Consider the following 21,906-nt stretch of genomic DNA (forward strand, 5'->3'; position numbering starts at 1 on the left):
TTGCCGCTTTCCGGCGAGGCCAGGAGCAGGACCGATATGATCCGCGAGATTCTCAAGATGGGTGACGAGCGCCTGCTGCGCGTAGCGCCGCCGGTGCCCGCGTCGATGTTTGGCAGTGCCGAGCTGCGGGCGCTGATCGACGACATGTTCGAAACCATGCACCACGTCGGCGGCGTCGGGCTGGCCGCTCCGCAGGTCGGGGTGGACCTGCAACTGGTGATCTTCGGTTTCGAGCGCAGCGAGCGTTACCCGGATGCCCCGGCGGTGCCGCCGACCATTCTGCTCAACCCGCTGATCACACCGCTCGATGAGGTGATGGAGGAGGGCTGGGAAGGTTGTCTGTCGGTGCCCGGCCTGCGCGGCGCGGTGGACCGCTACCGGCGCATCCGCTACCAGGGCGTCGACCCGCAGGGGCAGCCGATCGACCGCCGCGTCGAGGGGTTCCATGCCCGTGTGGTGCAGCACGAGTGCGATCACCTGATCGGCCGGCTGTATCCGTCGCGGATCACCGACTTCAGCAAGTTCGGCTTTACCGACGTGCTGTTTCCGGGGCTCGATCCGAGGGCGGATGACTGAGCGTGGGCCGTCCTTCGTAGGAGCGAGCTTGCTCGCGAACGGCTTTTCCGGCGGTACAGGCAGGTATCAGGTGGGTTCGCGAGCAAGCTCGCTCCACAGGTGGGGCGCGTCGTGTTGGGGCTGAATCGGTAGGCGGATAGCCTCTCCCAAGGCTATCCGCGTGACGAGGGGCGAGCCCTCAGGAGGGTTGCTGCGGGGTGCCCAGCAGCGTCTTGCCGGTTTTCTTCTGCCGCTTGGCCATGCGCTTTTCGTGCGCGGTTTTCAGCGGCTTCTTCTTGCTTTGCTTCTTCGCGTCGAGACCTTTCATGAGCTTGTCCTCCGACGGGACGCCCTCGATCCGAGAGCTGACAGCTTCAGCATAGCCCTCGGGCGGCGCGCCGCGCGGCCGTTCAGCCGGCGGCGAGACGTTCCAGTTCGCGGCGCACCATCGCGGCGAAATGGGGCGGGCTCAGGCGGTACAGCTCGCTGGCCACCCAGGGCAGCCAGCGCGCGCCGAGGGTTTCGCGTTCGGCCAGCAAGCGCCGGGCTTCGGCCTCGGCGCGCTGGGCGTGTTCCCGATGGTAGTCGGCACGGCTCATGGGGCGCGGATTCAGCTCTTGGCGCAGTTCAGCGTCAGCGGATCGATGGTGATGCTGGCCAGCGGCTTGCCGTCGCTGCCGGTGTAGGCGTGGGTGACGCTCAGGTGGTGTTCGCGAAAGCGCTGCAGCAGGTCGGTCTGCTGGCAGGTGGTGCTTTCCAGCTGCGATTTCAGACCGTTCTCGAACTTGGCGCGGGCGCCCAGATCCATCTGCTCCAGGCGCAGGCTGGAAATCGCGTAGCGGTAATACAGCATCTTCTTCGCCGGGTCGAGCTGCACGCTGTTGAGGGTGGTGACCTTGTCCACCTGGCGCGGCAGGTTGGTGCGGGTGACCTGGTCGAAGTAGTTCACCGACTCCTTGAGGAACGTGGCTTCATCGGCGGTCTCGTCGGCCTGTACGGCAAGGCTGGTGAGCAGCAGGAAGGGCAGGGCGAGGCGGGGGATCAGGCGGATCGGCATGCGGTTGTCCTGTACGGCGGTCGGAGGTAAAGGCGCGGGCGCGCCAGGGAGTTTATAGGCCATGACGCGCCGTTGCGCCTGGCATCGGCCGCCCGCCTGCGGTTATGGTTGGACCTGGAGCGCGCCACGCCTGGCTGCGCGAATCCGATGCAACAGCGCTCGCCTGGCGTGGGCGTACCCAGCGGCGAGCCGTCACCGGGGCGGCCATCACGAAGGACATCCGGGATGCGATTCATGGACATGCGCGGGCTCAGGTTGGGGCCCTGGACCTTGACCAGGCTGACGGTGAAGGCGTTTATCGACGACGAGATGCCCACCTATGCCGCCGCGCTGGCCTACCAGGGACTGTTTTCGCTGTTTCCCTTCCTGCTGTTCCTCATCGCCCTGCTGGGCTTCCTGCACCTGCCGGAGTTCTTCGACTGGTTACGCGGGCAGGCCGACTACGTCCTGCCGGCACAGGCGCTGGAGCAGGTCAATCCGGTCATCGACCAGCTCCAGCAGCGCCAGGGCGGCCTGCTGTCGATCGGTATCATCGTCGCGCTGTGGTCGTCCTCGGCGGCGGTGCGCTCGCTGATGACCGCGCTGAACGCGGCCTACGACGTGCGCGAGGCGCGCCCGGCATGGAAGCGCATCCCGCTGTCGGTGCTCTACACCTTCGGTATCGTCGGCATGCTGCTGGCCATCGCCGCGCTGATGATCCTCGGTCCGCAGGTCATGGGCTGGATCGCCGGGCGGGTGGGGCTGGAGGACTACGTGGTGATCCTCTGGAGCGTGCTGCGCTGGCCGGTCATCGTCCTGCTGATGATGATGGCGGTGGCGGTGATCTACTACGTCACGCCCAACGTGAAGCAGAAGTTCCGCTTCATCACCCCCGGTTCGGTGCTGGCGGTCGTGCTGTGGATTTCCGCGTCCCTGGGGTTCGGCTTCTACGTGAAGAACTTCGCCGACTACAACGCCATGTACGGCAGCGTCGGCGCGATCATCGTCCTGCTGCTGTATTTCTATCTTTCTTCGGCGGTACTGCTGCTGGGCGCGGAGCTCAATGCGGTGATCGAGCACCACCTGCCCCACGGCAAGAGTCCCGGCGAGCGGACCTTCGAGCAGGCCGCTTCGGTGCCCGACGGGCGCTAGGGCTGCGCCTGCCGGCTGGCGACGGCGGATGGGGCGGCCAGCAGGCCGTCGACCAGCGTCAGGGCCTGTTCGAAGGACGGGTAGCCACTCCGGGCGACGTCCAGGCTGGCGTAGGCGTGCTGGTAGCGCCGGGCCTTGTTCGGATCGGCGTTGTCCACCAGATAGGGCTGGGACCAGATCTTGTACAGCAGCGCCACGGCATAGGGCTGACCCGCGCCGGCGGCCTGCTCCAGCAGCGGCAGCACCTCGTCCACCTGCGGGCCTTCCTTGATCTTCAACAGCGCCCTGTAGAAGCTCGCCTCGCCGCGCACATCGTTGGCCCGGGCGCGATCGAGCAGGGCTGCGGCCAGTTCGTAGTTGCCCAGGTCGCCGGAGACGATCAGCATCTTCGCCTGCAGCATGTCGTTCCGGTAGAGCAGGCGTTCGACGTGGCAGCGCTGGCTGTTCACGGGGGCGTCGCAGGGGGCGGTGGCGGAGCTGGAGCAGCCGGCCAGCAGCAACGACAGGCCCAGAATGGTCGGCAGGCAAGGCGGTTGAGGTTGGCCCATGCAAGTCCTCCGGAAGCCAATGGCAGGGTTCGACCGGTCTGTGTGCGCCGGTTCCCTGTGATGGCCAACAGCATAGTCGCTACCCCCTCACATGGCTTCGAAAACGGGTAACTTCGGCAGGCGGTCGATGAGGTAACCGATCAGGTCACGGCTCCTGGTCGGCAGATAGCGGCGAGAATCTGCGAGGGATCTGCTTTCGTAGCAGCGAGCTTGCTTGCGAACCCACTTAACGCCGGCCCTGCCGGCGAATCGCGGACAAGGTCCTACGACAAGCCGTCCCGGCTGGGCGTACAGCCGTTCGCGGTGGTATGTCGCTCTTGCGAGCCTGCTCAGGCCCCGAACACCGAGCCCATGCTGTCGTCGTCCATCCCGCGCTCCAGCTTTATCCTCAGCGCCAGGTCCGTGCGCGAATCGGCGAACTTGAGCGCGTCGGCGAGGCTGATGCGGCCTTCCTCCAGCAGCTTGTAGAGGCTCTGGTCGAAGCTCTGCATGCCGCTTTCCAGGGCGCGTTCCACCGCGCCCTTGAGTTCCGGCAGCTCGTCGCGCTGGATGATGCCGCGGATATGCGGCGTGCCCAGCATCAGCTCCACTGCTACCGCGCGGCGCTGGCGCGTGCCGGGGACCAGGCGCTGGCCGACCAGCGCCAGCAGGTTTTGCGACAGGTCGGCGAGCACCTGTGGACGGGCTTCGTCGGGGAAGAAGCGGGTGATGCGCTCGATGGCGTGACGGCAACTGGTGCCGTGCAGGGTGGCCACGCACAGGTGGCCGGTTTCGGCGTAGTGCAGGGCGTTCTGCATGGTCGGCGCGTCGCGGATCTCGCCGAGCATGATCACGTCCGGCGCCTCGCGCAGCACGTTGCGCAGGGCATCTGCGTAGCTGTGGGTGTCCAGGCCGACCTCGCGCTGGTCGATGATCGACTTCTGGTGGGAGTGGAGAAATTCGATCGGGTCTTCGATGCAGACGATATGGCCCGAGCGGTGGCGGTTGCGGAAGTCCAGCATGCTCGCCAGCGTGGTGGACTTGCCTGAGCCCGCCGCGCCAACCACCAGGATCAGCCCGCGATCCTGCATCGCCAGCTTGTCGAGGATCGGCGGCAGGCCGAGGGTGGTCACATCCGGGATCACCTGCTTGATCAGCCGCACCACCATCGCCACTTCGCCGCGCTGGTAATAGATGTTGGCGCGGAAGCGGCCGAGCTCCGGCACGCCGATCGCCAGGTTCATCTCCAGGTCGCGCTCGAACTCCGTCGCCTGTTCAGGCGTCATCAGTTGCCAGGCCAGGGTCTTCACTTCGCCATTGGCCAGCACGCGCTCGCCGACCGGCCGGCTGTGTCCCTCGACCTTGATGTGCGGCGGCGCGCCGACGCTGAAGAACATGTCGGAGCCGGCGTGTTGCGGCAGTTGGCTCAGGTAGGCGAAGACGTCGGGCAGGTCGGTGGTGCGGGCATCGCTCATGGGAAATCCTTCGTGCGGCGGTGAGTCCCTGCGAGGGGGCGCGTCTGTATTCAGCCTAGCCGGGATGTGGTTGTGGGACGCGAGCGTAGGAAAGGTTCGAGCACTGCGCCTTGACGCACCGCAGGAGGGGCAACTGAGGATGCCAGCCGGAGGGTGGATGGGTGAACTGGCCGGCAGTATTGATCACGTTGCCGCTCAACCCGAGGATGTTGCTCTGCCGCCGACATGTTCGGCGTACCCCGGTGACCGGCGTGGCAAGCGCCTGGTGCCGCCGGTGTGCGACTCGATTAGGGGATGCAAGTGCCGGGGCGAGCCGGCATGAGGGGCGGCGCCGGGCCCATCGACGGGCGCGGCGCGGACGAAGCGGATCAGTCTTCGCGGCTGGTCACTTCCACCAGGTGGTAGCCGAACTGGGTCTTTACCGGACCCTGCACGACGTTCAGCGGCGCGCTGAATACGACCTGGTCGAACTCGCGAACCATCTGGCCCGGACGGAAAGTGCCCAGGTCACCGCCGCTGCGGCCGGACGGGCAGGTGGAGTTGTCGCGGGCCACCTGGGCGAAATCGGCGCCGCCTTCGATGGCAGCTTTGAGTTCATTGCACTTGGCTTCGCTGGAAACCAGGATGTGACGGGCGGATGCACGAGCCATGAGGTAACTCCTGAACAGGCGGTAGGAAAGGGCGAAGCCTAGCTGATTCGCGGCTGGAACCCAATGCCCGTTGGCGCGGCGAAGCCTCTCCGAGGGCGTACATCCTGGCGAGTTGGCGCGAGGCGAACCTGCTCTCGTAGGAGCGGGCTCCGCCCGCGACCAGCCCGGCACCGGAGCCGCCGGTAAATCCGTTCGCCAGCAGGCTCGCCCCCACAGGGTGCGGTTTCTCAGTCCCGGGTGCCGAACACCTTGGCCAGGTGCTGCTGGTAACGCTTCACATCGCCCTCGATGTCCGGGCGCTTCATCACGTCCACGCAGAGGAAGGTCGGCAGCGGGCTCATGCCGAGGAACTGGTTGGCCTTGTGGAAGGGGAAGTACACCGCGTCCACGCCCTTGCCCTCGAAGAAATCGGTCGGATCGTCGAAGGCTTGCTGCGGCGCGTTCCAGGTGGCCGAGATCATGTACTGCTTGCCCTGCAGCAGGCCGCCGCTGCCGTACTTCTGCGAGGCGTCGGAACGGGTGCGGCCGTCGTTGGCGTAGAGGCTGCCGTGGCCGGCGGTGAACACCTCGTCGATGTACTGCTTCACCGTCCAGGGCGCGCCCATCCACCAGCCGGGCATCTGGTAGATCACCACGTCGGCCCAGAGGATCTTCTGGACTTCCTCGGCAATGTCGTAGCCGCCATCGACGAAGGTTTCCTTCACGTCGCAGCCGGCATGGTCGAGGTAGGCCAGCGCCGCTTCGTGCAGGGTCGCGTTGTAGCGGCCGTCGGAATGGGCGAATTGCTTGCCGCCATTGATCAGCAGGATCTTTTTCATGAAAGGGACTCTCGAAGTGGCACATTCTGGATGGCGGCAGGATAGCGACCGGGCAGCAGGGGAAAAACCCATTCCGGGGCAAAGGATACGTGCGTGAAACTCACGAATTGTGGGAATTGATTTGCGTCAGGATAAGGCAATTCTTTCCGCCTACCCGGAGCCCAGTTGCATGTACGCCTTCATCCTCCAGGCCCATACCCGTCCAGAGAAAGCCGAAGCCTTCGAGAACCTGTTCCGCGCCTACCTCGCACCGAGCCGCGCCGAGAGCGGCTGCCTCCAGTACCACATGCTGCGCGACGCCCATGATCCGACCCTGTTCACCTTCTTCGAGGTCTGGCAGAGCCGCGAGCACCTGGCCGTGCACATCGCGCTGCCACACATGCGCGAGTTCCACGAGCGGCGCATGGATTACCTGCGCCGCGATTTCGACATCCAGGACGTCGAGGTGATGGCGCCGTTGGCGCCCTGAGCCGCGCTCACGCCACCACCCGGTTGCGTCCCGTCGCCTTGGCCTTGTAGAGGTTCGCGTCCGCCGCAGCGATCAGCGCTTCGACGCTGTCCGCCGGGGTGTCCGACGTGCTCGCCACGCCGACACTGACGGTCACCACGCCGCGCTCGCCTTTCGCGTGGGGCAGGGCGGTGTCCTCCAGGGCGCTGCGGATCGATTCGGCCACGCGCTCGGCGTCGGCGGTGTTGCAACCGGGGAGGATCACTACGAACTCCTCGCCGCCGTAGCGTGCCGCGCCGTCGTCCGCGCGGCGGCAGCCCTGGCCGATCAGGTGCGCCACGTTGATCAGCGCCAGGTCGCCGCGCGGGTGGCCATAGTGGTCGTTGTAGGCCTTGAACTGGTCGATATCCAGCATCAGCACCGCCAGGTGCCCGTCGCCGCCGCGACGGCGCTGCCATTCGAGTTTTGCCTTCTCGTCGAACCAGCGCCGGTTGTGCAGGCCGGTCAGCGGGTCGGTGCTGGCTTCGGTGCGCAGGCGGTTTTCCTTGGTGTCGCGGCGGCGCAAGTGACGGCTCAGGCGGTAGGCGAAGAACAGGGTCGCGCCGTTGATCGCCAGCAACAGGCCGCTGGTGATCCAGGTGCGTTCGGCCCAGGTCTGGAAGATTTCCTCCCGGTACAACTCGACCGACACCGTCACTGGGTAGTCGCCGACGCGCCGATAGCCACGCCAGTAGGCGCCCGAGCCCTTGGGGTGCTGGCGGAAGGACTCTTTCTCGCCGCTGGCGACGAAGTTGCGGAACATCCTGCCCTCATCCTCGCGCTCGTACGTTGGCGCCGACGGCCACCGGGCCAGGACCGTGCCATCGAGCAGCCGGATCGACACCACTCCGCGCTTGCCCAGGTCCAGTTCGCGAACGAAGGTCTCCAGATGCCGCAGTTCCTTGATCGCCGCGACCACGCCGAGGACTTTGCCGTCCTTGTCCTGCACGGCGCGGCTGAGCGCGATGCTGGGCGAGGGATCCGGATAGGCGGGCATGAAGGGGTGGCTCAGGAACAGGCGCGAAGGGTTGGCGCGCGGGACTCTGAAGTACTCGCGCCGGGACAGGTCCTTGTGCGTTTCGCTGACGTGGTTGAGGTCCACCAGCAAGTGGCCGTTCGCATCGGTCACCACCAGCGTGCCCGCCATCATGGAGCTGGCGACGTGCCCCTGCACCAGTTCCTGCAGCACCTGGCGGGACAGTTCGGGGGTGGCCGAGCCGGCGATGACGTTGGCGAGGGTCTGCAGTGTCTGCTGGTGCACATCCAGGTCGCGGTGAAGATCCCGCTCCACCAGTATCAGGGTGTTCTTGCCGCTGGCATGGGCATAGGCCAGCGCATCCTGCCTCATCTGCAGCATGTGCCAGCCGGCCAGCAGCGACGCAGCCACCGCCAGCAGGAAGGTAATGAAGAAAATCCGTCGCGGGTAGAACACAGCAGCACCTCGCGCCTCGTTCGGAGCCTGTTCGGAAAACGTTCGGTTTCTTCTATTGTCCGACGCTCCGGAGGGCGTGCAATTGAAGTCAATCAAACCTTTGCCATAGATCAGGCCGCCCCGGGAAATACCCGTCGTTTGGGCCGCAAAGGGCCTGACGCGTCCCGGATCGCTTGCCAGCGCAGCCAAACGCCAGAGAATCACGCATCATGTACGCCATTTCGCCAAGGGAGTCCCGCATGGGTGCCACGTCTTTCATTCCGCGTAGCCTGCTGGTGTCGCTGGGGCTGCTGTCCGCCACCGTCGCTGTCGCCGCCGAGCAGGAGCAACTGGTCGCCGCCATCAACACCTATCGCGGCGAGGTACAGTCCTGCGCCGGCAGCGCCTCGCAGATACTCCCGCCGCTGGCGGTGGAGCAGCGCCTGGCGATTCCCGCCGGCGCCGGCGACTGGAAGGCCGCGCTGAACCAGACCGGCTACCCCATGAGCAGCGTGCGCATGCTCAGCCTCACCGGCCCGCGCGATGCAAACGCGGCGATGAAAGCCTTGCAGGAAAGTTTCTGCCAGGTACTGCTCGACCCGCAGTTCGTCGACGTCGGCGTGAGCCACGAAGGCGACGACTGGCGCATCCTGCTTGGCCGCCCGCTGCTGCAAGGCAAGCTCGGCACCTGGGAGGCCGAAGGCCAGCAACTGCTGCAGGCCATCAACGCCGCCCGTGGCCAGGCCCGCCAATGCGGCGGACAGAACTTCGGCAACGCCCCCGCGCTGAGCTGGAACGCCACCCTCGGCACCATCGCCGAAGGCCATAGTCGCGACATGGCCAACAACAACTACTTCGACCACAAGGGCCGCGACGGCAGCACCCCTGGCGACCGCGCCGAACTGGGCGGCTACAGCTTCCAGCAGATCGGCGAGAACATCGCCGCCGGGCAGGGCAACGCCCGCAAGGTCGTGGACAGCTGGCTATCCAGCCCCGGCCATTGCGCCAACCTGATGAACCCGCAGTTCCGCGAACTGGGCGCGGCCTACGCCGCCGACCCGAAGAGCGACGCCGGCATCTACTGGACGGCGATGTTCGGAGCACAGTAAGCATTCAGACCGACCCGCTCCCCCTGTAGGAGCGAGCTTGCTCGCGAACTCGCCGAAAGGCGGCCATCGCGGAGAAGCTCCGCTCCTACGAGAGCCAGCCAGCTCCGTGCATCAGGCCCTCATAGGATGGGGTTTTTGCAATACCCATCAGCGTCGCCGCCCACCTTCGATGGACATCGCTCCACGCCATCCTGCGGTGCTGTCGAAAGCCCAGGTCGCTCCATCCCCGAATGCCGCTCAAAGAAAAACCGGCGCCTGGGCGCCGGTTTTTCGTTTGTCGCTGCGGTAGTCGAAGAGACTTCCCGCCCGAACCATACACTTAGTGCGCTTGGTTCAGGGTCAGGCGCATATGACGGTTCACATCCTTGTACAGCAGGTAGCGGAAGCGACCCGGACCACCGGAGTAGCAAGCCTGCGGGCAGAAGGCGCGCAGCCACATGAAGTCGCCGGCTTCCACCTCGACCCAGTCCTGGTTCAGACGGTAGACCGCCTTGCCTTCCAGCACGTACAGGCCGTGTTCCATGACGTGGGTTTCGGCGAACGGAATCACGCCGCCCGGCTCGAAGTTGACGATGTTGACGTGCATGTCATGACGCATGTCGCTCATGTCCACGAAGCGAGTGGTGCTCCAGCGGCCTTCGGTATCCGGCATCACCTTCGGCTCGATGTCCTGCTCGTTGGTGACGAAGGCTTCCGGCAGCGGTACGCCGTCGACCTTCTGGTAGTGCTTGCGGATCCAGTGGAAGCGCGAGTGCTGGTCGGAGGTGTTGCGGAGTTTCCAGTCGGCGCCCGGCGGAATGAAGGCATAGCCGCCCGGCTGCAGGTTGTGCACCTGGCCCTGCAGGGTCAGGGTCAGCTCACCTTCGACCACGAACAGCACGGCCTCGGCGTTGACGTCCTGCTCCGGCTTGTCGCTGCCGCCGTTGGGGGCCAGCTCGACGATGTACTGGGAGAAGGTCTCGGCAAAGCCGGACAGCGGGCGGGCGATGACCCACATGCGCATGTTGTCCCAGAAGGGCAGGTGGCTGGTGACGATGTCACGCATCACGCCCTTGGGGATCACGGCATAGGCTTCGGTGAACATTGCGCGGTCGGTGAGCAGCTCGGTCTGTGCCGGGTGCCCGCCGTGCGGCGCGTAATAGCTGGTTTTGGCCATAGGACGATTCCTCATTGTTGTCTTGCTGCCCGGCGCCTGGCGCCGGGTCGAACAATTCGTGCGGAGCGGTGCGCCACCGGGGCGCTGTCCGTCGCTGGAAACCACGATATCCAGCGGCGGGTTCATGCACAAATTAAATGTTGGAATCCGCTGTATTCATTTTTTAAATGTTAGAGTCGCACCGCTCAGCCCTGCGTGTCCTGGGCCAGAACCCGCGACAGCACGCGGGCGAGCTCCTTCACCTTCGGGTCCGCCGCCGGGCGGTGCAGCAGCGCCACCTCGAATACATCCACCGAGGGCAGGCCGGTGTTCTTCGGCAACACCGCGTGCTCCGCCGTCACCGCCCGCTGCGGCAGCAGGCCGATGCCCATGCCGTCGGCGATGGCCGACTGGATGCCGGAGAGGCTCGAACTGGTGAAACTGATATGCCAGCGCCGACCCACGGCCTCCAGCGCGGCGATCATCTCGTCGCGGTACACCCCGCGCGGCGGGAAGGTTACGATGGGCAGCGGGTCCAGCTCGATGCAGGGATTGCGGGCGCTGTCCACCCAGCGCGTCTTCTCCGGCCAGCAGGCCACCGCCTCGCGGGCATTCTGCCGTTGCTTGAGCAGCACCAGGTCCAGCTCACCCCGGTCGTAGCTGGCGGAGATGTCACGGCTCAGGCCGCTGGTGACCTCCAGCTTCACCTGCGGGTAGCGCCGGTTGAAGGCGGCCAACTGCTCGGTGGTGCGGCCGCTGGCGAAGTCATCCGGCACGCCGATACGCACCGTCAGCGCCACCGTGGCGCCGGACAGCGCCTCGACCATCTCGTCGTTCAGCGCCAGCAGGCGCCGCGCATACCCCAGCAGCGTCTCGCCGGCGTCGGTGGGCAGCACGTCGCGGTTGCCGCGCTCCAGCAGGCGGTGCCCGGCCATCTCCTCCAGGCGGCGAATCTTCTGGCTGATGGTGGATTGGGTCGAATGCAGGCGCGTGGCGGCCGTGGTGAAACTGCCGCAGTCGGCCACCGTGACGATGGCCCGGAGCAGGTCGAGGTCGAACAGGCGGGTATTCGATTTTTCACTTTCGCTCATGGCGGTATCGGCTTTCTGAATGTCGATTCCGCTTTTAACAGCTCGCCCGCAACCCGGCAATCATCCCTGACGGGCCATGATCAGTGGGTGGTGAACTTCGACCAGGGATCTCCCGACCCCGCGCGCCGGTCACCCTTGCGTCGGTCCTCCTCGAAACGGATGCTCTGGCGCCGGTCGGTGCCGCTGCGCCGCTCCTTCCCGTGACGGGTATCGACCTGGACCTTCGGCTTGGCAGGCGTAGCCGGCGCCGCCTCGGCGGGCTCCAGGGGGATCAGGGTGAGTTCGTCGAGGTTCAGCTTGTCATCGGTGCTCATCGCATCGCTCCTGTGCGTCGCACAGCACTGAGCGTAGATCAGGCTTCGGCGCTCTTGTAGGCGCGAACCTGCTCGCGAAGCGCGCCGTCCGTCACCCGAGAACAAGGCGTGCGACCGTTCGCGGTAGTACGCTGTTTCGCTTTGGTCAAGCGTCAGCCTCGGAGTGCCTGGTGACAGGTCTGTGATCGATACGCAGAACGACCTCCGCGGCGGCATCTAGACTCTGAATGCCCAGGACATACCCCGTGGCATCACAAGGAGCGTCACCATGAAAGGTCTTCCCAAATTTCTGCCGTTGCTGGCAATCGCCGCCACGCTGGCCGGTTGCATGAGCGACCAGGAGTTCATCGCTTCCAACCAGCAGGCCGCCATTGCCGCCACCGAGTCGCGGGCGAAGTTCGAGCTCAATTGTCAGCAGGTGAGCTCCAGCATCCTGTCGAGCAAGGTCACCCAGAACCGCATTGGCTACCAGCGCACCGAATACACCATCGGGGTGCGCGGCTGCGGTCGGCAGGCGACCTATCTCACCTATTGCCTGGACACCACCAACTGCAATGCCCTGAGCGATACCGCACGCGTGGGGAACGAGTAGACCTGCGGCGCGGCAGGGCAATTATTGCCAGCGTATTCTGCGGAGATAGGGTGGAGCGGTGTGTTCCGTTGAGGGAGCAGTGCAGGCCCCTGAGTGGCTGGGGCCTGATTTTCGTGAGGCGGCAGAGAGCCCTGAGCGGGTTTGGCCGGGGCTTCTTGAGTGTTTGCAGTCGCTGCGGGGTTGAGTAGGAGTGCGCTAGCTCGCGAGTTGCATATCTGCCGATGTTGGGTTGGGTGTTCATGCGCCGCTTCGGCGTGTGCTGAAAGCTTTGGTTTCGCCCCCTCGGGCGAGTCACTTCTTCCAAACGCCGAAGAAGTAACCAAGAAGGCTTGCCCCTGCATCCGGGTCCGGCTTCGCCGGACTCCCCTCGCTCCATCGGAGTTTCAGGGGCACGCGTCGACGGGCCATCCATGGCCCAACGACGCTCTCGCGACATCCATGTCGCTCAACCCCTGAAACTCCGATTCCACTCGGCCTCCTGAAGGGGCATTCCGGTGCGCGCGGATAGTTCTCTGGAAACCGCTTTTCGTAGGAGCGAACATTGTCCGCGAAGGCTCACCATTGCACCCACGTTGCAGGATGAATCCCCGTAGGGCGAATAGCGCGCAGCGTTATCCGCCTTTGTAGGAGCGAGCTTGCTCGCGAACCGCTTGACTCTGATGCGTCCGGATACTCGGTTCGCGAGCAAGCTCGCTCCTACGAAAAGCAATCTGTGCACGAAGCGGCCACAGTCCCAGGCGCGCGCAGAGTCCCGTCAGGAGGCCGAGTGGAGGTATTGCGCAGAGGAGCGAGCGGCATGGATGCCGCGAGAGGCGTAGAGGGCCAGGGATGGCCCTTGTACGCCGACCCTCGGAGCAATGCCGGAAGGAGGGAAGTCTTCGCGAAGCGAAGACCCGGATGTCGGGACGAGACCTTTTGGTTCCTTTTGTGTCGTTTGACAAAAGGGACTCGCCCGAGGGGGCGAAACAAAATCTTTCAGCACACGCCGAAGCGGCGCAAAAACACCCAATCCGAAGCAAACAGAAATACAGGGCATGGCATAGCCCATGATCCGCCCACAACACGAAACGATGGGTTTCGCTCCGCTCTACACCATCCTACGAAGCCCCCTCCGGCCCGGAACTCAACACCGGCCACTGCTGATACGGCACCCAGACCACCCCCTGCTACTTCAACACCGACAAGCTCGTCGGCTCCTGCAGTATTTCCCGGCGCGGCTCGCCAAGGCTGATGGGGTGCTGGTCGCGCAGGGCGGGGATGACGTGCAGCGATATCCACTGGCGGATGCTGCGGTTTTCCGGGTCGAAGTAGTGGATCAGCGTGGCGTACACCGCCGATTCGCCGAGCAGCAGTTCATCGATGTACTCGCCGCTGCCGTCGAGCATCCAGGCGTGTCGGCACTGGTCCTCGTCCAGGTTGCGCTCCACACGCTCGGCCAGCCATGGAACGCCGATCAGTCGGCCCAGGTCGTGGGCGCAGAACCAGCACTGGTCTTCCAGCAGCACGGCGCGCAACAGGCGCTTGTGGCGGACGAATTCGGTAGGGATCAGAACCTCTTCAGACATGGCGCACCTCCGGGAAGGAGGGCGAAGAGGGCGGGTACAGCGAAGTGCCTTCGGGGCGAAGGCTGGGGGTGAAAGGCATATCCATTACCTCTACGTGATGTGGCCAGCTTTCTTAGGGCTGGGTGCCGGGAGCTAAGAAACCCCACGTAGAGGGCCGGACGTATTCCCCTTTCGGGTCTTGTATTAGCCCACTCCCGACGTCGCAGAGGGTTTTTCGAGGACGAATGAATCCAGCGTGCTCGAAAAAGCCGCTTAACTTTCGGGAGCGGTCTGGCCGCTACGTGACAGGCGTTTCTTAGGCGCCGGACGCGAGGGTAAATGGAAGCCTTGCTTTGGTCAAGAAATAAGGGGTTTGGTTTTATTTGTCTTTAGAAATTCATTCCGAAGTTATCGAAAAGATGTTTCTCCAGGCTTTTGTCTGTGATTTTGGCTAGGTGGGCTATAAAGCTTTCATTAAACCTAGTGTCTTCACTGGTCAGCCTTGGTGGTCCCCCATTTGGCGAGGTTGTCCATGAGAGTGATGGAGTGGGGAATCCATGTGCGAAGCTGTGTCGGATTTTTAGGATTTCATCAAGCCTGACTTTTGCTTGAATGGAGTTCCAATTTAATGGCGGGTAGTTCCAGTCGCCTATTGGATCATAACCAGTGAATTCCAATATATGGTTTCTGGCGTTATCGAAATTTGGGGTGTTTAATCTCTTCGTCTTTTCATCGAGTTGCGCTTTAAGGGATGTGTGTATTATTAGGTAGGAGCTATCTTGGGACTTGGAGAATGTGCGAGCTATAAATTCTTTAGTAGCAGATTTAATAAATGAATCCCAAGCGGCAACTGTTGCCGCTAGGGAGGCTTGGTAGTAGATTTGCTTCTCTTTATTAATGTTGTGGTCGGTTTTTGTGCTTCTGAGTTGTACAGAGCTTTCCAGTTGCTGGCGAAACCGAGAAAGAGCGACCGAGGGCATTACAGTAGGTCCACGAAGTCGGAGAGAGCGTCCTTGTATTTTCTGAGGGGGTCTGCGTTAATCTGAACTCGCTCGCCACCAATATTTTTGGGGCCAGCTTTCAGCTTAAATAGAGGTGTTCCCGTAAACGCCGAGACAATACAGGCGCCGTGATAGTCGGGGATTTCAATGAAGTTGTCGGATGCTTGCTTTTTTCCATTTGTGAAAAAGTTTTTATGTTTCTTGTGATACTTGTCAACCATGTCCTTGATTATTTGATTTATTGCTTTGAATGCCTTGCTCGGCTCGCCATCAAAGATGGTTTGTCGATTGCTAATGAAGGTATAGAGTTTTGGTTGCTCTACAAAGTTTTCAACTGCCTTCTTGCTGAAGCTTAGTTTTGCATATGCTTCAGTGCGAGCATCGCCTACTCCATAGAGTAGGGCAAAAATATTTTCAATTGCTCTTCGAGAGCTATCATCTGCAGTGTAGGGGATGATCAGTTTTTCAGCCGCAACAAGTGCAAGCTGGGTGTAGATAGAGAAACTTGGGTTGCAGTCGATAATGAAAATGCTGTTTCTGCTCGGGTTTCTAAGTTTCAGGGCTCCGACCAAGTCTTTAACCCATTCCATTACTTTTTTCCATGCGTCAAATGGAATTGGAAGTGATGAAGTCTGCCGGATGGCCTCGGAAAGGATTTCTACAAAATAATCACCGCAAACCAAGTAAAGGTTATCGGGGATTTTTTTGTTATGGTCGCTGGGGCGAGTAAGAAAGTCCTCAACGTTTTTTACGGGCGTAAAGGGAGAGTTTAGCCGGGCTTCAAGGTAGCCGGCTATTGTGCGTCGAGGGGTGCTTGAAATAAGGCTTTTTACAGCTTTTGCACTTTCTTCATGACCGCCAAGGAGTGTTTCAGAAACGTTTGCTTGAGGGCAAAGGTCGATAACATATACATCTGATTCAGGATTCTGGTGCGCATATTCGGAGGCGGCGATGAACGACAAGTAAGTTTTACCTACCCCGCCCTTGTTGTTCCAGAATGCATAAGCTGTCATGTTTTTTCCTTTTATAAGAAATAGCCCCGCACTAAGGCGGGGCTATTCGTCTTTCTAATCACTGCCCCAAAAATCCATTTCGGTCTACAGCGTTTCTAATGGTCTTGACTTGCCGTCTTGCTACTACTTCCGTCAGTCCCAGCTCAGCGCGCCGCCGGTCTGGTACTCGATCACGCGGGTCTCGAAGAAGTTCTTCTCTTTCTTCAAGTCCATGATTTCGCTCATCCACGGGAACGGGTTGCTGGTGCCCGGGTATTCCTCTTTGAGGCCGATCTGGGTCAGGCGGCGGTTGGCGATGAACTTGAGGTAGTCCTCCATCATCGCGGCGTTCATGCCCAGTACGCCGCGCGGCATGGTGTCGCGAGCGTATTCGATCTCCAGCTGGGTGCCCTGGAGGATCATCTGGGTGGCCTCGTCCTTCATCTGGGCATCCCACAGGTGCGGGTTCTCGATCTTGATCTGGTTGATCACGTCGATGCCGAAGTTCAGGTGCATGGATTCGTCGCGCAGGATGTACTGGAACTGCTCGGCGGTGCCGGTCATCTTGTTGCGGCGGCCCATGGAGAGGATCTGGGTGAAGCCGCAGTAGAAGAAGATGCCTTCCAGAACGCAGTAGTAGGCGATCAGGTTGCGCAGGAACTGGCGGTCGGTCTCCGGGGTGCCGGTCTGGAACTGCGGGTCGGAGATCGAGCGGGTGTACTTCAGGCCCCAGGACGCTTTCTTCGCGACGCTCGGGATCTCGTGGTACATGTTGAAGATTTCGCCCTCGTCCATGCCCAGCGACTCGATGCAGTACTGGTAGGCGTGGGTGTGGATCGCTTCCTCGAAGGCCTGGCGCAGGATGTACTGGCGGCACTCGGGGTTGGTGATCAGGCGGTAGACGGCCAGCACCAGGTTGTTGGCCACCAGGGAGTCGGCGGTGGAGAAGAAGCCGAGGTTGCGCATGACGATGCGGCGCTCGTCTTCGGACAGGCCGTCCTTGCTCTTCCACAGGGCAATGTCGGCGTTCATGTTCACTTCCTGGGGCATCCAGTGGTTGGCGCAACCATCCAGATACTTCTGCCAGGCCCAGTCGTACTTGAAGGGTACGAGCTGGTTGAGGTCGGCGCGGGCGTTGATCATCTGCTTGTCGCCGACTTGTACGCGGGCGGCGGAGCCTTCGAGATCGTCCAGGCCTTCCTGGATGTCCAGGGCGTCGAGGGCCTGCTTGGCGCGGGCGATGGCGTCGGAGTCGTCGGCGGATACGGCGCGCGCTTCTTCGACGGAGCCGGCGGCGTCGGCGTCGAGTTTGTCAGCGTTCTGCGCGGCGGCCTGGGCGACGGCCGGGGCGGCCTTGGCTTCGGTGGCGTCTTCTTTGTCGAATTCGTCCCAGCTCAGCATGGGTCCTCTCCTGTTCTGGATGGCCGTTCTAGGGCGGCCTGATGTCTGGTGGCGTGTGGTGCACGCTAAGAGCTTGTGCGTCTTCCGTCCTGCGCGGTGCGCGGCGGAGGAGGCTGTTGTTCGGTGGGGAAAAGGGGCCCGGAAGAGCCCCTCACCCTGGCCCTCTCCCAGAGGGAGAGGGGACAGTCCGTGCGGTCTGCCGTTTCGGTGTTGGCGCCGCCGGGGCGGCGCGCTCACCTTATTGGCAGGCTTCGCAGTCGGGGTTGTCGATGCTGCAGGCCTTGGGTACCGGAGCCGGCTGCGGCGCGGCGGCCGGAGCGGCTTGCAGGCCTTCGTTGCCACCGGCCGACACGGCGTTGAGCTTGCCGGTGTTGATGGTGGACTTCTCGGTGCTGGTGGCGGCCAGGGCACGGAGGTAATAGGTGGTCTTCAGACCACGGTACCAGGCCATGCGGTAGGTCACGTCCAGCTTCTTGCCCGAGGCGCCGGCGATGTAGAGGTTCAGGGACTGGGCCTGATCGATCCACTTCTGGCGGCGGCTGGCGGCGTCGACGATCCACTTGGTCTCGACTTCGAAGGCGGTGGCGTACAGGTCTTTCAGGTCTTGCGGGATGCGCTCGATCTGCTGCACGGAGCCGTCGTAGTACTTCAGGTCGTTGACCATGACCGGGTCCCACAGGCCGCGCACTTTCAGGTCGCGAACCAGGTAGGGGTTGATCACGGTGAACTCGCCGGAGAGGTTCGATTTCACGTACAGGTTCTGGTAGGTCGGCTCGATGGACTGCGATACGCCGGTGATGTTGGCGATGGTCGCGGTCGGCGCGATGGCCATGATGTTCGAGTTACGGATGCCTTTCTGTACGCGGGCACGGACCGGAGCCCAGTCGAGGGATTCGCTCAGGTCGACGTCGATGTACTTCTGGCCACGGGCTTCGATGAGGATCTGCTGGGAGTCCAGCGGCAGGATGCCCTTGGACCACAGGGAGCCGTCGAAGGTCTCGTAGGCACCACGCTCGTCGGCCAGGTCACAGGAAGCCTGGATGGCGAAGTAGCTCACCGCTTCCATGGACTTGTCGGCGAACTCGATGGCCGCGTCGGAGCCGTAGGCGATGTGCTGCAGGTACAGCGCGTCCTGGAAGCCCATGATGCCCAGTCCGACCGGACGGTGCTTGAGGTTCGAGTTGCGGGCCTGCGGGACCGAGTAGTAGTTGATGTCGATAACGTTATCGAGCATGCGCACGGCGGTCTTCACGGTCTTCTCGAGCTTGGCGGTGTCCAGCTTGCCGTCGACGATGTGGTTGACCAGGTTGATCGAGCCCAGGTTGCAGACCGCGATCTCGTCCTTGTTGGTGTTCAGGGTGATCTCGGTGCACAGGTTCGAGCTGTGGACCACGCCCACGTGCTGCTGCGGGCTGCGCAGGTTGCACGGGTCCTTGAAGGTCAGCCACGGGTGGCCGGTCTCGAAGAGCATGGAGAGCATCTTGCGCCACAGGTCTTTGGCCTGGACGACCTTGAACACCTTGATCTTGTTGTACTCGGTCAGGGCTTCGTAATACTCGTAGCGCTCTTCGAAGGCCTTGCCGGTCAGATCGTGCAGGTCCGGAACTTCGGACGGGGAGAACAGGGTCCACTTGCCGTCGTCGAAGACGCGCTTCATGAACAGGTCCGGAATCCAGTTCGCGGTGTTCATGTCGTGGGTGCGGCGACGGTCGTCACCGGTGTTCTTGCGCAGTTCGAGGAATTCCTCGATGTCCAGGTGCCAGGTTTCCAGGTAGGCGCAGACGGCGCCCTTGCGCTTGCCACCCTGGTTCACGGCGACGGCGGTGTCGTTCACCACCTTGAGGAACGGAACCACGCCCTGGGATTTGCCGTTGGTGCCCTTGATGTAGGAGCCCAGCGCACGGACCGGAGTCCAGTCGTTGCCCAGGCCGCCAGCAAACTTGGACAGCATGGCGTTGTCGTGGATGGCGTTGTAGATGCCCGACAGGTCATCCGGAACGGTGGTCAGGTAGCAGCTGGAGAGCTGCGGACGCAGGGTGCCGGCGTTGAACAGGGTCGGGGTCGACGACATGTAGTCGAACGAGGAGAGCAGGTTGTAGAACTCGATGGCGCGAGCTTCACGGTCCTTCTCTTCGATGGCCAGGCCCATGGCCACGCGCATGAAGAAGACCTGCGGCAGTTCGAAACGGATGCCGTCCTTGTGGATGAAGTAGCGGTCGTACAGGGTCTGCAGGCCGAGGTAGGTGAACTGCTGGTCGCGCTCGTGGTTGATCGCGGCGCCCAGTTTGGCCAGGTCGTAGCCCTTGAGCTTGCTGTCGATCAGCTCGAACTCGGAGCCTTTCTCGACGTAGGCGACCAGGGCCTGCGCGTAGAGGTCAGCCATCTCGTGGTGAGTGGCGCTCTCGGCGACGCCCAGGAAGCCGAGGGCTTCGGCGCGCAGGGTGTCCATCAGCAGGCGGGCGGTGACGTAGGAGTAGTTCGGCTCGCGCTCGACCAGGGTACGGGCGGTCATCACCAGGGCGGTGTTGACGTCCTTCTCGGCCACGCCGTCATACAGGTTCTTCAGGGTTTCGCGTTCGATCAGCGCGCCATCGACTTCGGCCAGGCCTTCGCAGGCTTCGCGGATGATGGTCTGCAGGCGGCCCATGTCCAGCGGCTGGGTGCTGCCGTCGGCCTTGGTGATGCGGATGCTCGGGTGCGGCTGGGCGATGCCTTCGGCGGTGCCGGCGGTCTTGCGCTCGTTGGCACGGGCTTCGCGGTAGATCACGTAGTCGCGGGCGACTTTCTGCTCGCCGGCACGCATCAGGGACAGTTCGACCTGGTCCTGGATCTCTTCGATGTGGATGGTGCCACCGGAGGGCATGCGGCGCTTGAAGGTCGCGGTGACCTGCTCGGTCAGGCGGCGCACGGTCTCATGGATGCGCGACGAGGCGGCGGCGGTGCCGCCTTCCACGGCGAGGAACGCCTTGGTGATGGCTACGGTGATCTTGTCATCGGTGTAGGGAACTACGGTGCCGTTGCGCTTGATCACGCGCAGCTGGCCGGGCGCGGTGGCAGCCAGATCCTGAGCGGATTCGGCGGCCGTGGGCGCTGCGGCCTGCGGGTTCTCGCGAGTGGTGTCGATTTGCATGGGTGGTTGTCTCCACGTTCTCGTAATTGGTGTGTCACTGGCACCAGCGGTGCCGTCCCGAAAATAAAGAGCGAAAAGAGCAGTGGCCCGCGGCAGGACCGCGAGCTGAAATTTTTTCTGGAGCAGGGGGATAGAGACCCGAAGCGCCTCCCTGGCTCAAGTCGGGTGCCGGCTTTACGGGCCGGGACCACAATACCTAGTGGTGTTGAACGTATGGTTGCAACACCCGTACCGCGTTTCCATCGACATGAATCGCTCCTTGCGGGGACGGCCCGCCTGGCCCATCAGTACGGCTGGAATACGTTGTGGTTGAACCGGAGGAGCCGTGGAACAGGCTCGCGACTGCGATGTTTTTCTAGTGTCCGGTCCACTGTGGTAACCCCAATATGTAGGGGTGTACCGCAACGGGGATACAAGATAATGCGCTAATGGGGGGTTTGCAAGGCGAGAGGCTTGGGAAAAGCTGTGGATAAAATGTGGGTGAAATGTGGGTGAAGCGGGGTAACTCGCGCCAGCCCGCATGCTGAGCGCCTTTCACCGTTCGTCGTGGCTCGTGACAGAATTTTCACTCGCCGGGGCGGCATCGCGGGGGAACGAACACTACCACAATATGTAGTGTTTTTGCCGCTTCGGCTCTTGACCTTTTCGGGCAATGTCTACCTATGCCCGCGGCGTGCGGCCGGTGGAGCAATCTGGCTACAATGCCGGCCGCTTTCGCGGGCTTCTGCTTCAGTCATCAGGAGGGCCCGCTCTGCATCAGGAGGCAAGGTGGAACAAGAAGCGCGCATTCTCATCGTCGAGGACGACCAGCGATTGGCCGAGCTGACCCAGGATTACCTGGAAAGCAATGGGCTGGCGGTCTCCATCGAGTCCAACGGCGCGGCGGCGGTGGCGCGGGTGCTGGCCGAGCGCCCGGATCTGGTGGTGCTGGACCTGATGCTGCCCGGCGAGGGCGGCCTGTCGATCTGCAAGCGCCTGCGCCCGGACTACGACGGCCCGATCCTGATGCTCACCGCGCGTACCGACGACATGGACCAGGTCCAGGGCCTGGAGATGGGCGCCGACGACTATGTGTGCAAACCGGTGCGCCCGCGCCTGCTGCTGGCGCGCATCCGCGCTCTGCTGCGGCGCAGCGAGCCGGCCGAAGCCGCTCCAGCGGTTGGCGGCAAGCGCCTGACCTTCGGCAAGCTGGTGATCGACAATGCCATGCGCGAGGCCTGGCTGGACGAGCAGACCATCGAGCTGACCAGCGCCGAGTTCGATCTGCTCTGGCTGCTGGCGTCGAACGCCGGGCGCATCCTCTCCCGCGAGGAGATCTTCAACCTGCTGCGCGGCATCGAGTACGACGGCCAGGACCGTTCCATCGACGTGCGCATTTCCCGCATCCGCCCGAAGATCGGCGACGACCCGATGCACCCGCGCCTGATCAAGACGGTGCGCAGCAAGGGTTACCTGTTCGTCGGGGAGCTCTGAGGCTAGGGCCCCG

22 protein-coding genes are annotated in these 21,906 nt (G+C 62.9%); 6 read left to right on the top strand and 16 right to left on the bottom strand.

The genetic code is table 11. The features are described 5' to 3' along the window. The first annotated feature begins 36 nt into the window (after nucleotides 1-36). The gene (gene def / locus ACYCAX_RS05750; RefSeq protein ID WP_294977083.1) at nucleotides 37-576 is read left to right on the top strand and encodes a peptide deformylase; all 540 of its coding nucleotides are present in this window, start codon (nucleotides 37-39) and stop codon (nucleotides 574-576) included. Nucleotides 577-754: 178 nt separating this feature from the next. On the opposite strand, the gene ACYCAX_RS05755 is transcribed toward def, so the two are convergent. The 3 genes from ACYCAX_RS05755 to ACYCAX_RS05765 form a co-directional block, all read right to left on the bottom strand. Next, on the bottom strand, nucleotides 755-883 hold the full coding sequence (locus ACYCAX_RS05755; RefSeq protein ID WP_269078306.1) for a hypothetical protein: 129 nt from the start codon (nucleotides 881-883) through the stop codon (nucleotides 755-757). 82 nt (nucleotides 884-965) lie between these two features. Next, nucleotides 966-1,154 (bottom strand): hypothetical protein, encoded by a 189-nt coding sequence (locus tag ACYCAX_RS05760; RefSeq protein ID WP_015476594.1) that lies wholly within the window; start codon nucleotides 1,152-1,154, stop codon nucleotides 966-968. Between the two features lie 11 nt (nucleotides 1,155-1,165). Then, nucleotides 1,166-1,612, bottom strand: a complete 447-nt coding sequence (locus ACYCAX_RS05765) for a hypothetical protein (RefSeq protein ID WP_294977086.1) — start codon at nucleotides 1,610-1,612, stop codon at nucleotides 1,166-1,168. 225 nt (nucleotides 1,613-1,837) lie between these two features. Between ACYCAX_RS05765 and ACYCAX_RS05770 the strand changes: the two genes are divergently transcribed. After that, the gene (locus ACYCAX_RS05770) at nucleotides 1,838-2,743 is read left to right on the top strand and encodes a YihY/virulence factor BrkB family protein (RefSeq protein WP_015476596.1); all 906 of its coding nucleotides are present in this window, start codon (nucleotides 1,838-1,840) and stop codon (nucleotides 2,741-2,743) included. Here the strand turns inward: ACYCAX_RS05770 and ACYCAX_RS05775 are convergent. The 4 genes from ACYCAX_RS05775 to ACYCAX_RS05790 form a co-directional block, all read right to left on the bottom strand. Continuing rightward, the gene (locus ACYCAX_RS05775; protein WP_294977090.1) at nucleotides 2,740-3,291 is read right to left on the bottom strand and encodes a hypothetical protein; all 552 of its coding nucleotides are present in this window, start codon (nucleotides 3,289-3,291) and stop codon (nucleotides 2,740-2,742) included. The genes ACYCAX_RS05770 and ACYCAX_RS05775 overlap by 4 nt on opposite strands. A 329-nt stretch (nucleotides 3,292-3,620) precedes the next feature. Beyond that, a complete protein-coding gene (locus ACYCAX_RS05780) occupies nucleotides 3,621-4,745 on the bottom strand; it encodes a PilT/PilU family type 4a pilus ATPase (RefSeq protein WP_015476598.1) in 1,125 nt (374 codons plus the stop codon). Between the two features lie 368 nt (nucleotides 4,746-5,113). Beyond that, nucleotides 5,114-5,395 (bottom strand): peptidylprolyl isomerase, encoded by a 282-nt coding sequence (locus ACYCAX_RS05785; RefSeq protein ID WP_015476599.1) that lies wholly within the window; start codon nucleotides 5,393-5,395, stop codon nucleotides 5,114-5,116. Nucleotides 5,396-5,622: 227 nt separating this feature from the next. After that, complete coding sequence (locus ACYCAX_RS05790) at nucleotides 5,623-6,213, bottom strand: NADPH:quinone oxidoreductase MdaB (RefSeq protein WP_015476600.1); 591 nt, start codon at nucleotides 6,211-6,213, stop codon at nucleotides 5,623-5,625. 169 nt (nucleotides 6,214-6,382) lie between these two features. Between ACYCAX_RS05790 and ACYCAX_RS05795 the strand changes: the two genes are divergently transcribed. After that, nucleotides 6,383-6,682 (top strand): putative quinol monooxygenase, encoded by a 300-nt coding sequence (locus tag ACYCAX_RS05795; protein WP_015476601.1) that lies wholly within the window; start codon nucleotides 6,383-6,385, stop codon nucleotides 6,680-6,682. Between the two features lie 7 nt (nucleotides 6,683-6,689). Here the strand turns inward: ACYCAX_RS05795 and ACYCAX_RS05800 are convergent, their stop codons facing one another. Beyond that, nucleotides 6,690-8,132: a sensor domain-containing diguanylate cyclase gene (locus ACYCAX_RS05800; protein ID WP_460247569.1), complete on the bottom strand. Its 1,443-nt coding sequence runs from the start codon at nucleotides 8,130-8,132 to the stop codon at nucleotides 6,690-6,692. Between the two features lie 239 nt (nucleotides 8,133-8,371). On the opposite strand from ACYCAX_RS05800, the gene ACYCAX_RS05805 reads away from it, so the two are divergent. Continuing rightward, entirely contained in the window at nucleotides 8,372-9,220 is an 849-nt protein-coding gene (locus tag ACYCAX_RS05805) for a CAP domain-containing protein (protein ID WP_460247570.1), read from the top strand. A 319-nt stretch (nucleotides 9,221-9,539) separates the two neighbouring features. Here the strand turns inward: ACYCAX_RS05805 and ACYCAX_RS05810 are convergent, their stop codons facing one another. The 3 genes from ACYCAX_RS05810 to ACYCAX_RS05820 form a co-directional block, all read right to left on the bottom strand. Beyond that, nucleotides 9,540-10,376 carry a bifunctional allantoicase/(S)-ureidoglycine aminohydrolase gene (locus ACYCAX_RS05810; RefSeq protein ID WP_015476604.1) on the bottom strand — a complete coding sequence of 279 codons (837 nt, stop codon included), beginning with the start codon at nucleotides 10,374-10,376 and terminating at the stop codon, nucleotides 9,540-9,542. 185 nt (nucleotides 10,377-10,561) lie between these two features. Beyond that, on the bottom strand, nucleotides 10,562-11,446 hold the full coding sequence (locus ACYCAX_RS05815; RefSeq protein WP_015476605.1) for a LysR family transcriptional regulator: 885 nt from the start codon (nucleotides 11,444-11,446) through the stop codon (nucleotides 10,562-10,564). 80 nt (nucleotides 11,447-11,526) lie between these two features. Further along, nucleotides 11,527-11,760 carry a hypothetical protein gene (locus tag ACYCAX_RS05820; protein WP_015476606.1) on the bottom strand — a complete coding sequence of 78 codons (234 nt, stop codon included), beginning with the start codon at nucleotides 11,758-11,760 and terminating at the stop codon, nucleotides 11,527-11,529. A gap of 268 nt (nucleotides 11,761-12,028) precedes the next feature. Here ACYCAX_RS05820 and ACYCAX_RS05825 point away from each other — a divergent pair, with 268 nt between their 5' ends. Next, the gene (locus ACYCAX_RS05825; RefSeq protein WP_460247571.1) at nucleotides 12,029-12,352 is read left to right on the top strand and encodes a hypothetical protein; all 324 of its coding nucleotides are present in this window, start codon (nucleotides 12,029-12,031) and stop codon (nucleotides 12,350-12,352) included. 1,166 nt (nucleotides 12,353-13,518) lie between these two features. On the opposite strand, the gene ACYCAX_RS05830 is transcribed toward ACYCAX_RS05825, so the two are convergent. The 5 genes from ACYCAX_RS05830 to ACYCAX_RS05850 all read right to left on the bottom strand — a co-directional run bounded on the left by ACYCAX_RS05830 (nucleotide 13,519) and on the right by ACYCAX_RS05850 (nucleotide 20,420). Further along, on the bottom strand, nucleotides 13,519-13,917 hold the full coding sequence (locus tag ACYCAX_RS05830; protein ID WP_460247572.1) for a BRO-N domain-containing protein: 399 nt from the start codon (nucleotides 13,915-13,917) through the stop codon (nucleotides 13,519-13,521). 368 nt (nucleotides 13,918-14,285) lie between these two features. Continuing rightward, nucleotides 14,286-14,876, bottom strand: a complete 591-nt coding sequence (locus ACYCAX_RS05835) for a HEPN domain-containing protein (RefSeq protein ID WP_460247573.1) — start codon at nucleotides 14,874-14,876, stop codon at nucleotides 14,286-14,288. Further along, complete coding sequence (locus tag ACYCAX_RS05840) at nucleotides 14,876-15,910, bottom strand: ParA family protein (protein WP_460247574.1); 1,035 nt, start codon at nucleotides 15,908-15,910, stop codon at nucleotides 14,876-14,878. Before ACYCAX_RS05840 ends, ACYCAX_RS05835 begins: the two co-directional genes overlap by 1 nt. A gap of 132 nt (nucleotides 15,911-16,042) precedes the next feature. Continuing rightward, nucleotides 16,043-17,290: a ribonucleotide-diphosphate reductase subunit beta gene (locus ACYCAX_RS05845; protein WP_460247575.1), complete on the bottom strand. Its 1,248-nt coding sequence runs from the start codon at nucleotides 17,288-17,290 to the stop codon at nucleotides 16,043-16,045. A gap of 238 nt (nucleotides 17,291-17,528) precedes the next feature. Beyond that, complete coding sequence (locus ACYCAX_RS05850; protein ID WP_460247576.1) at nucleotides 17,529-20,420, bottom strand: ribonucleoside-diphosphate reductase subunit alpha; 2,892 nt, start codon at nucleotides 20,418-20,420, stop codon at nucleotides 17,529-17,531. Between the two features lie 768 nt (nucleotides 20,421-21,188). Here ACYCAX_RS05850 and ACYCAX_RS05855 point away from each other — a divergent pair. After that, nucleotides 21,189-21,893 carry a response regulator gene (locus ACYCAX_RS05855; protein WP_015476617.1) on the top strand — a complete coding sequence of 235 codons (705 nt, stop codon included), beginning with the start codon at nucleotides 21,189-21,191 and terminating at the stop codon, nucleotides 21,891-21,893. Nucleotides 21,894-21,906: the final 13 nt, after the last annotated feature.

The sequence above is a fragment of the Pseudomonas sp. MT3 genome, from assembly GCF_054720805.1.

Excerpts from the sequence above, each read along its gene's own strand:
- ACYCAX_RS05785 (WP_015476599.1), bottom strand. The coding sequence starts at position 5,395 with ATGGCTCGTGCATCCGCCCGTCACATCCTGGTTTCCAGCGAAGCCAAG.
- ACYCAX_RS05845 (WP_460247575.1), bottom strand. The coding sequence starts at position 17,290 with ATGCTGAGCTGGGACGAATTCGACAAAGAAGACGCCACCGAAGCCAAG.
- ACYCAX_RS05775 (WP_294977090.1), bottom strand. The coding sequence starts at position 3,291 with ATGGGCCAACCTCAACCGCCTTGCCTGCCGACCATTCTGGGCCTGTCG.
- ACYCAX_RS05835 (WP_460247573.1), bottom strand. The coding sequence starts at position 14,876 with ATGCCCTCGGTCGCTCTTTCTCGGTTTCGCCAGCAACTGGAAAGCTCT.
- ACYCAX_RS05770 (WP_015476596.1), top strand. The coding sequence starts at position 1,838 with ATGCGATTCATGGACATGCGCGGGCTCAGGTTGGGGCCCTGGACCTTG.
- ACYCAX_RS05790 (WP_015476600.1), bottom strand. The coding sequence starts at position 6,213 with ATGAAAAAGATCCTGCTGATCAATGGCGGCAAGCAATTCGCCCATTCC.
- ACYCAX_RS05765 (WP_294977086.1), bottom strand. The coding sequence starts at position 1,612 with ATGCCGATCCGCCTGATCCCCCGCCTCGCCCTGCCCTTCCTGCTGCTC.
- ACYCAX_RS05840 (WP_460247574.1), bottom strand. The coding sequence starts at position 15,910 with ATGACAGCTTATGCATTCTGGAACAACAAGGGCGGGGTAGGTAAAACT.
- ACYCAX_RS05780 (WP_015476598.1), bottom strand. The coding sequence starts at position 4,745 with ATGAGCGATGCCCGCACCACCGACCTGCCCGACGTCTTCGCCTACCTG.
- ACYCAX_RS05830 (WP_460247572.1), bottom strand. The coding sequence starts at position 13,917 with ATGTCTGAAGAGGTTCTGATCCCTACCGAATTCGTCCGCCACAAGCGC.
- def (WP_294977083.1), top strand. The coding sequence starts at position 37 with ATGATCCGCGAGATTCTCAAGATGGGTGACGAGCGCCTGCTGCGCGTA.
- ACYCAX_RS05795 (WP_015476601.1), top strand. The coding sequence starts at position 6,383 with ATGTACGCCTTCATCCTCCAGGCCCATACCCGTCCAGAGAAAGCCGAA.
- ACYCAX_RS05825 (WP_460247571.1), top strand. The coding sequence starts at position 12,029 with ATGAAAGGTCTTCCCAAATTTCTGCCGTTGCTGGCAATCGCCGCCACG.
- ACYCAX_RS05815 (WP_015476605.1), bottom strand. The coding sequence starts at position 11,446 with ATGAGCGAAAGTGAAAAATCGAATACCCGCCTGTTCGACCTCGACCTG.
- ACYCAX_RS05805 (WP_460247570.1), top strand. The coding sequence starts at position 8,372 with ATGGGTGCCACGTCTTTCATTCCGCGTAGCCTGCTGGTGTCGCTGGGG.
- ACYCAX_RS05810 (WP_015476604.1), bottom strand. The coding sequence starts at position 10,376 with ATGGCCAAAACCAGCTATTACGCGCCGCACGGCGGGCACCCGGCACAG.
- ACYCAX_RS05760 (WP_015476594.1), bottom strand. The coding sequence starts at position 1,154 with ATGAGCCGTGCCGACTACCATCGGGAACACGCCCAGCGCGCCGAGGCC.
- ACYCAX_RS05850 (WP_460247576.1), bottom strand. The coding sequence starts at position 20,420 with ATGCAAATCGACACCACTCGCGAGAACCCGCAGGCCGCAGCGCCCACG.
- ACYCAX_RS05755 (WP_269078306.1), bottom strand. The coding sequence starts at position 883 with ATGAAAGGTCTCGACGCGAAGAAGCAAAGCAAGAAGAAGCCGCTGAAA.
- ACYCAX_RS05820 (WP_015476606.1), bottom strand. The coding sequence starts at position 11,760 with ATGAGCACCGATGACAAGCTGAACCTCGACGAACTCACCCTGATCCCC.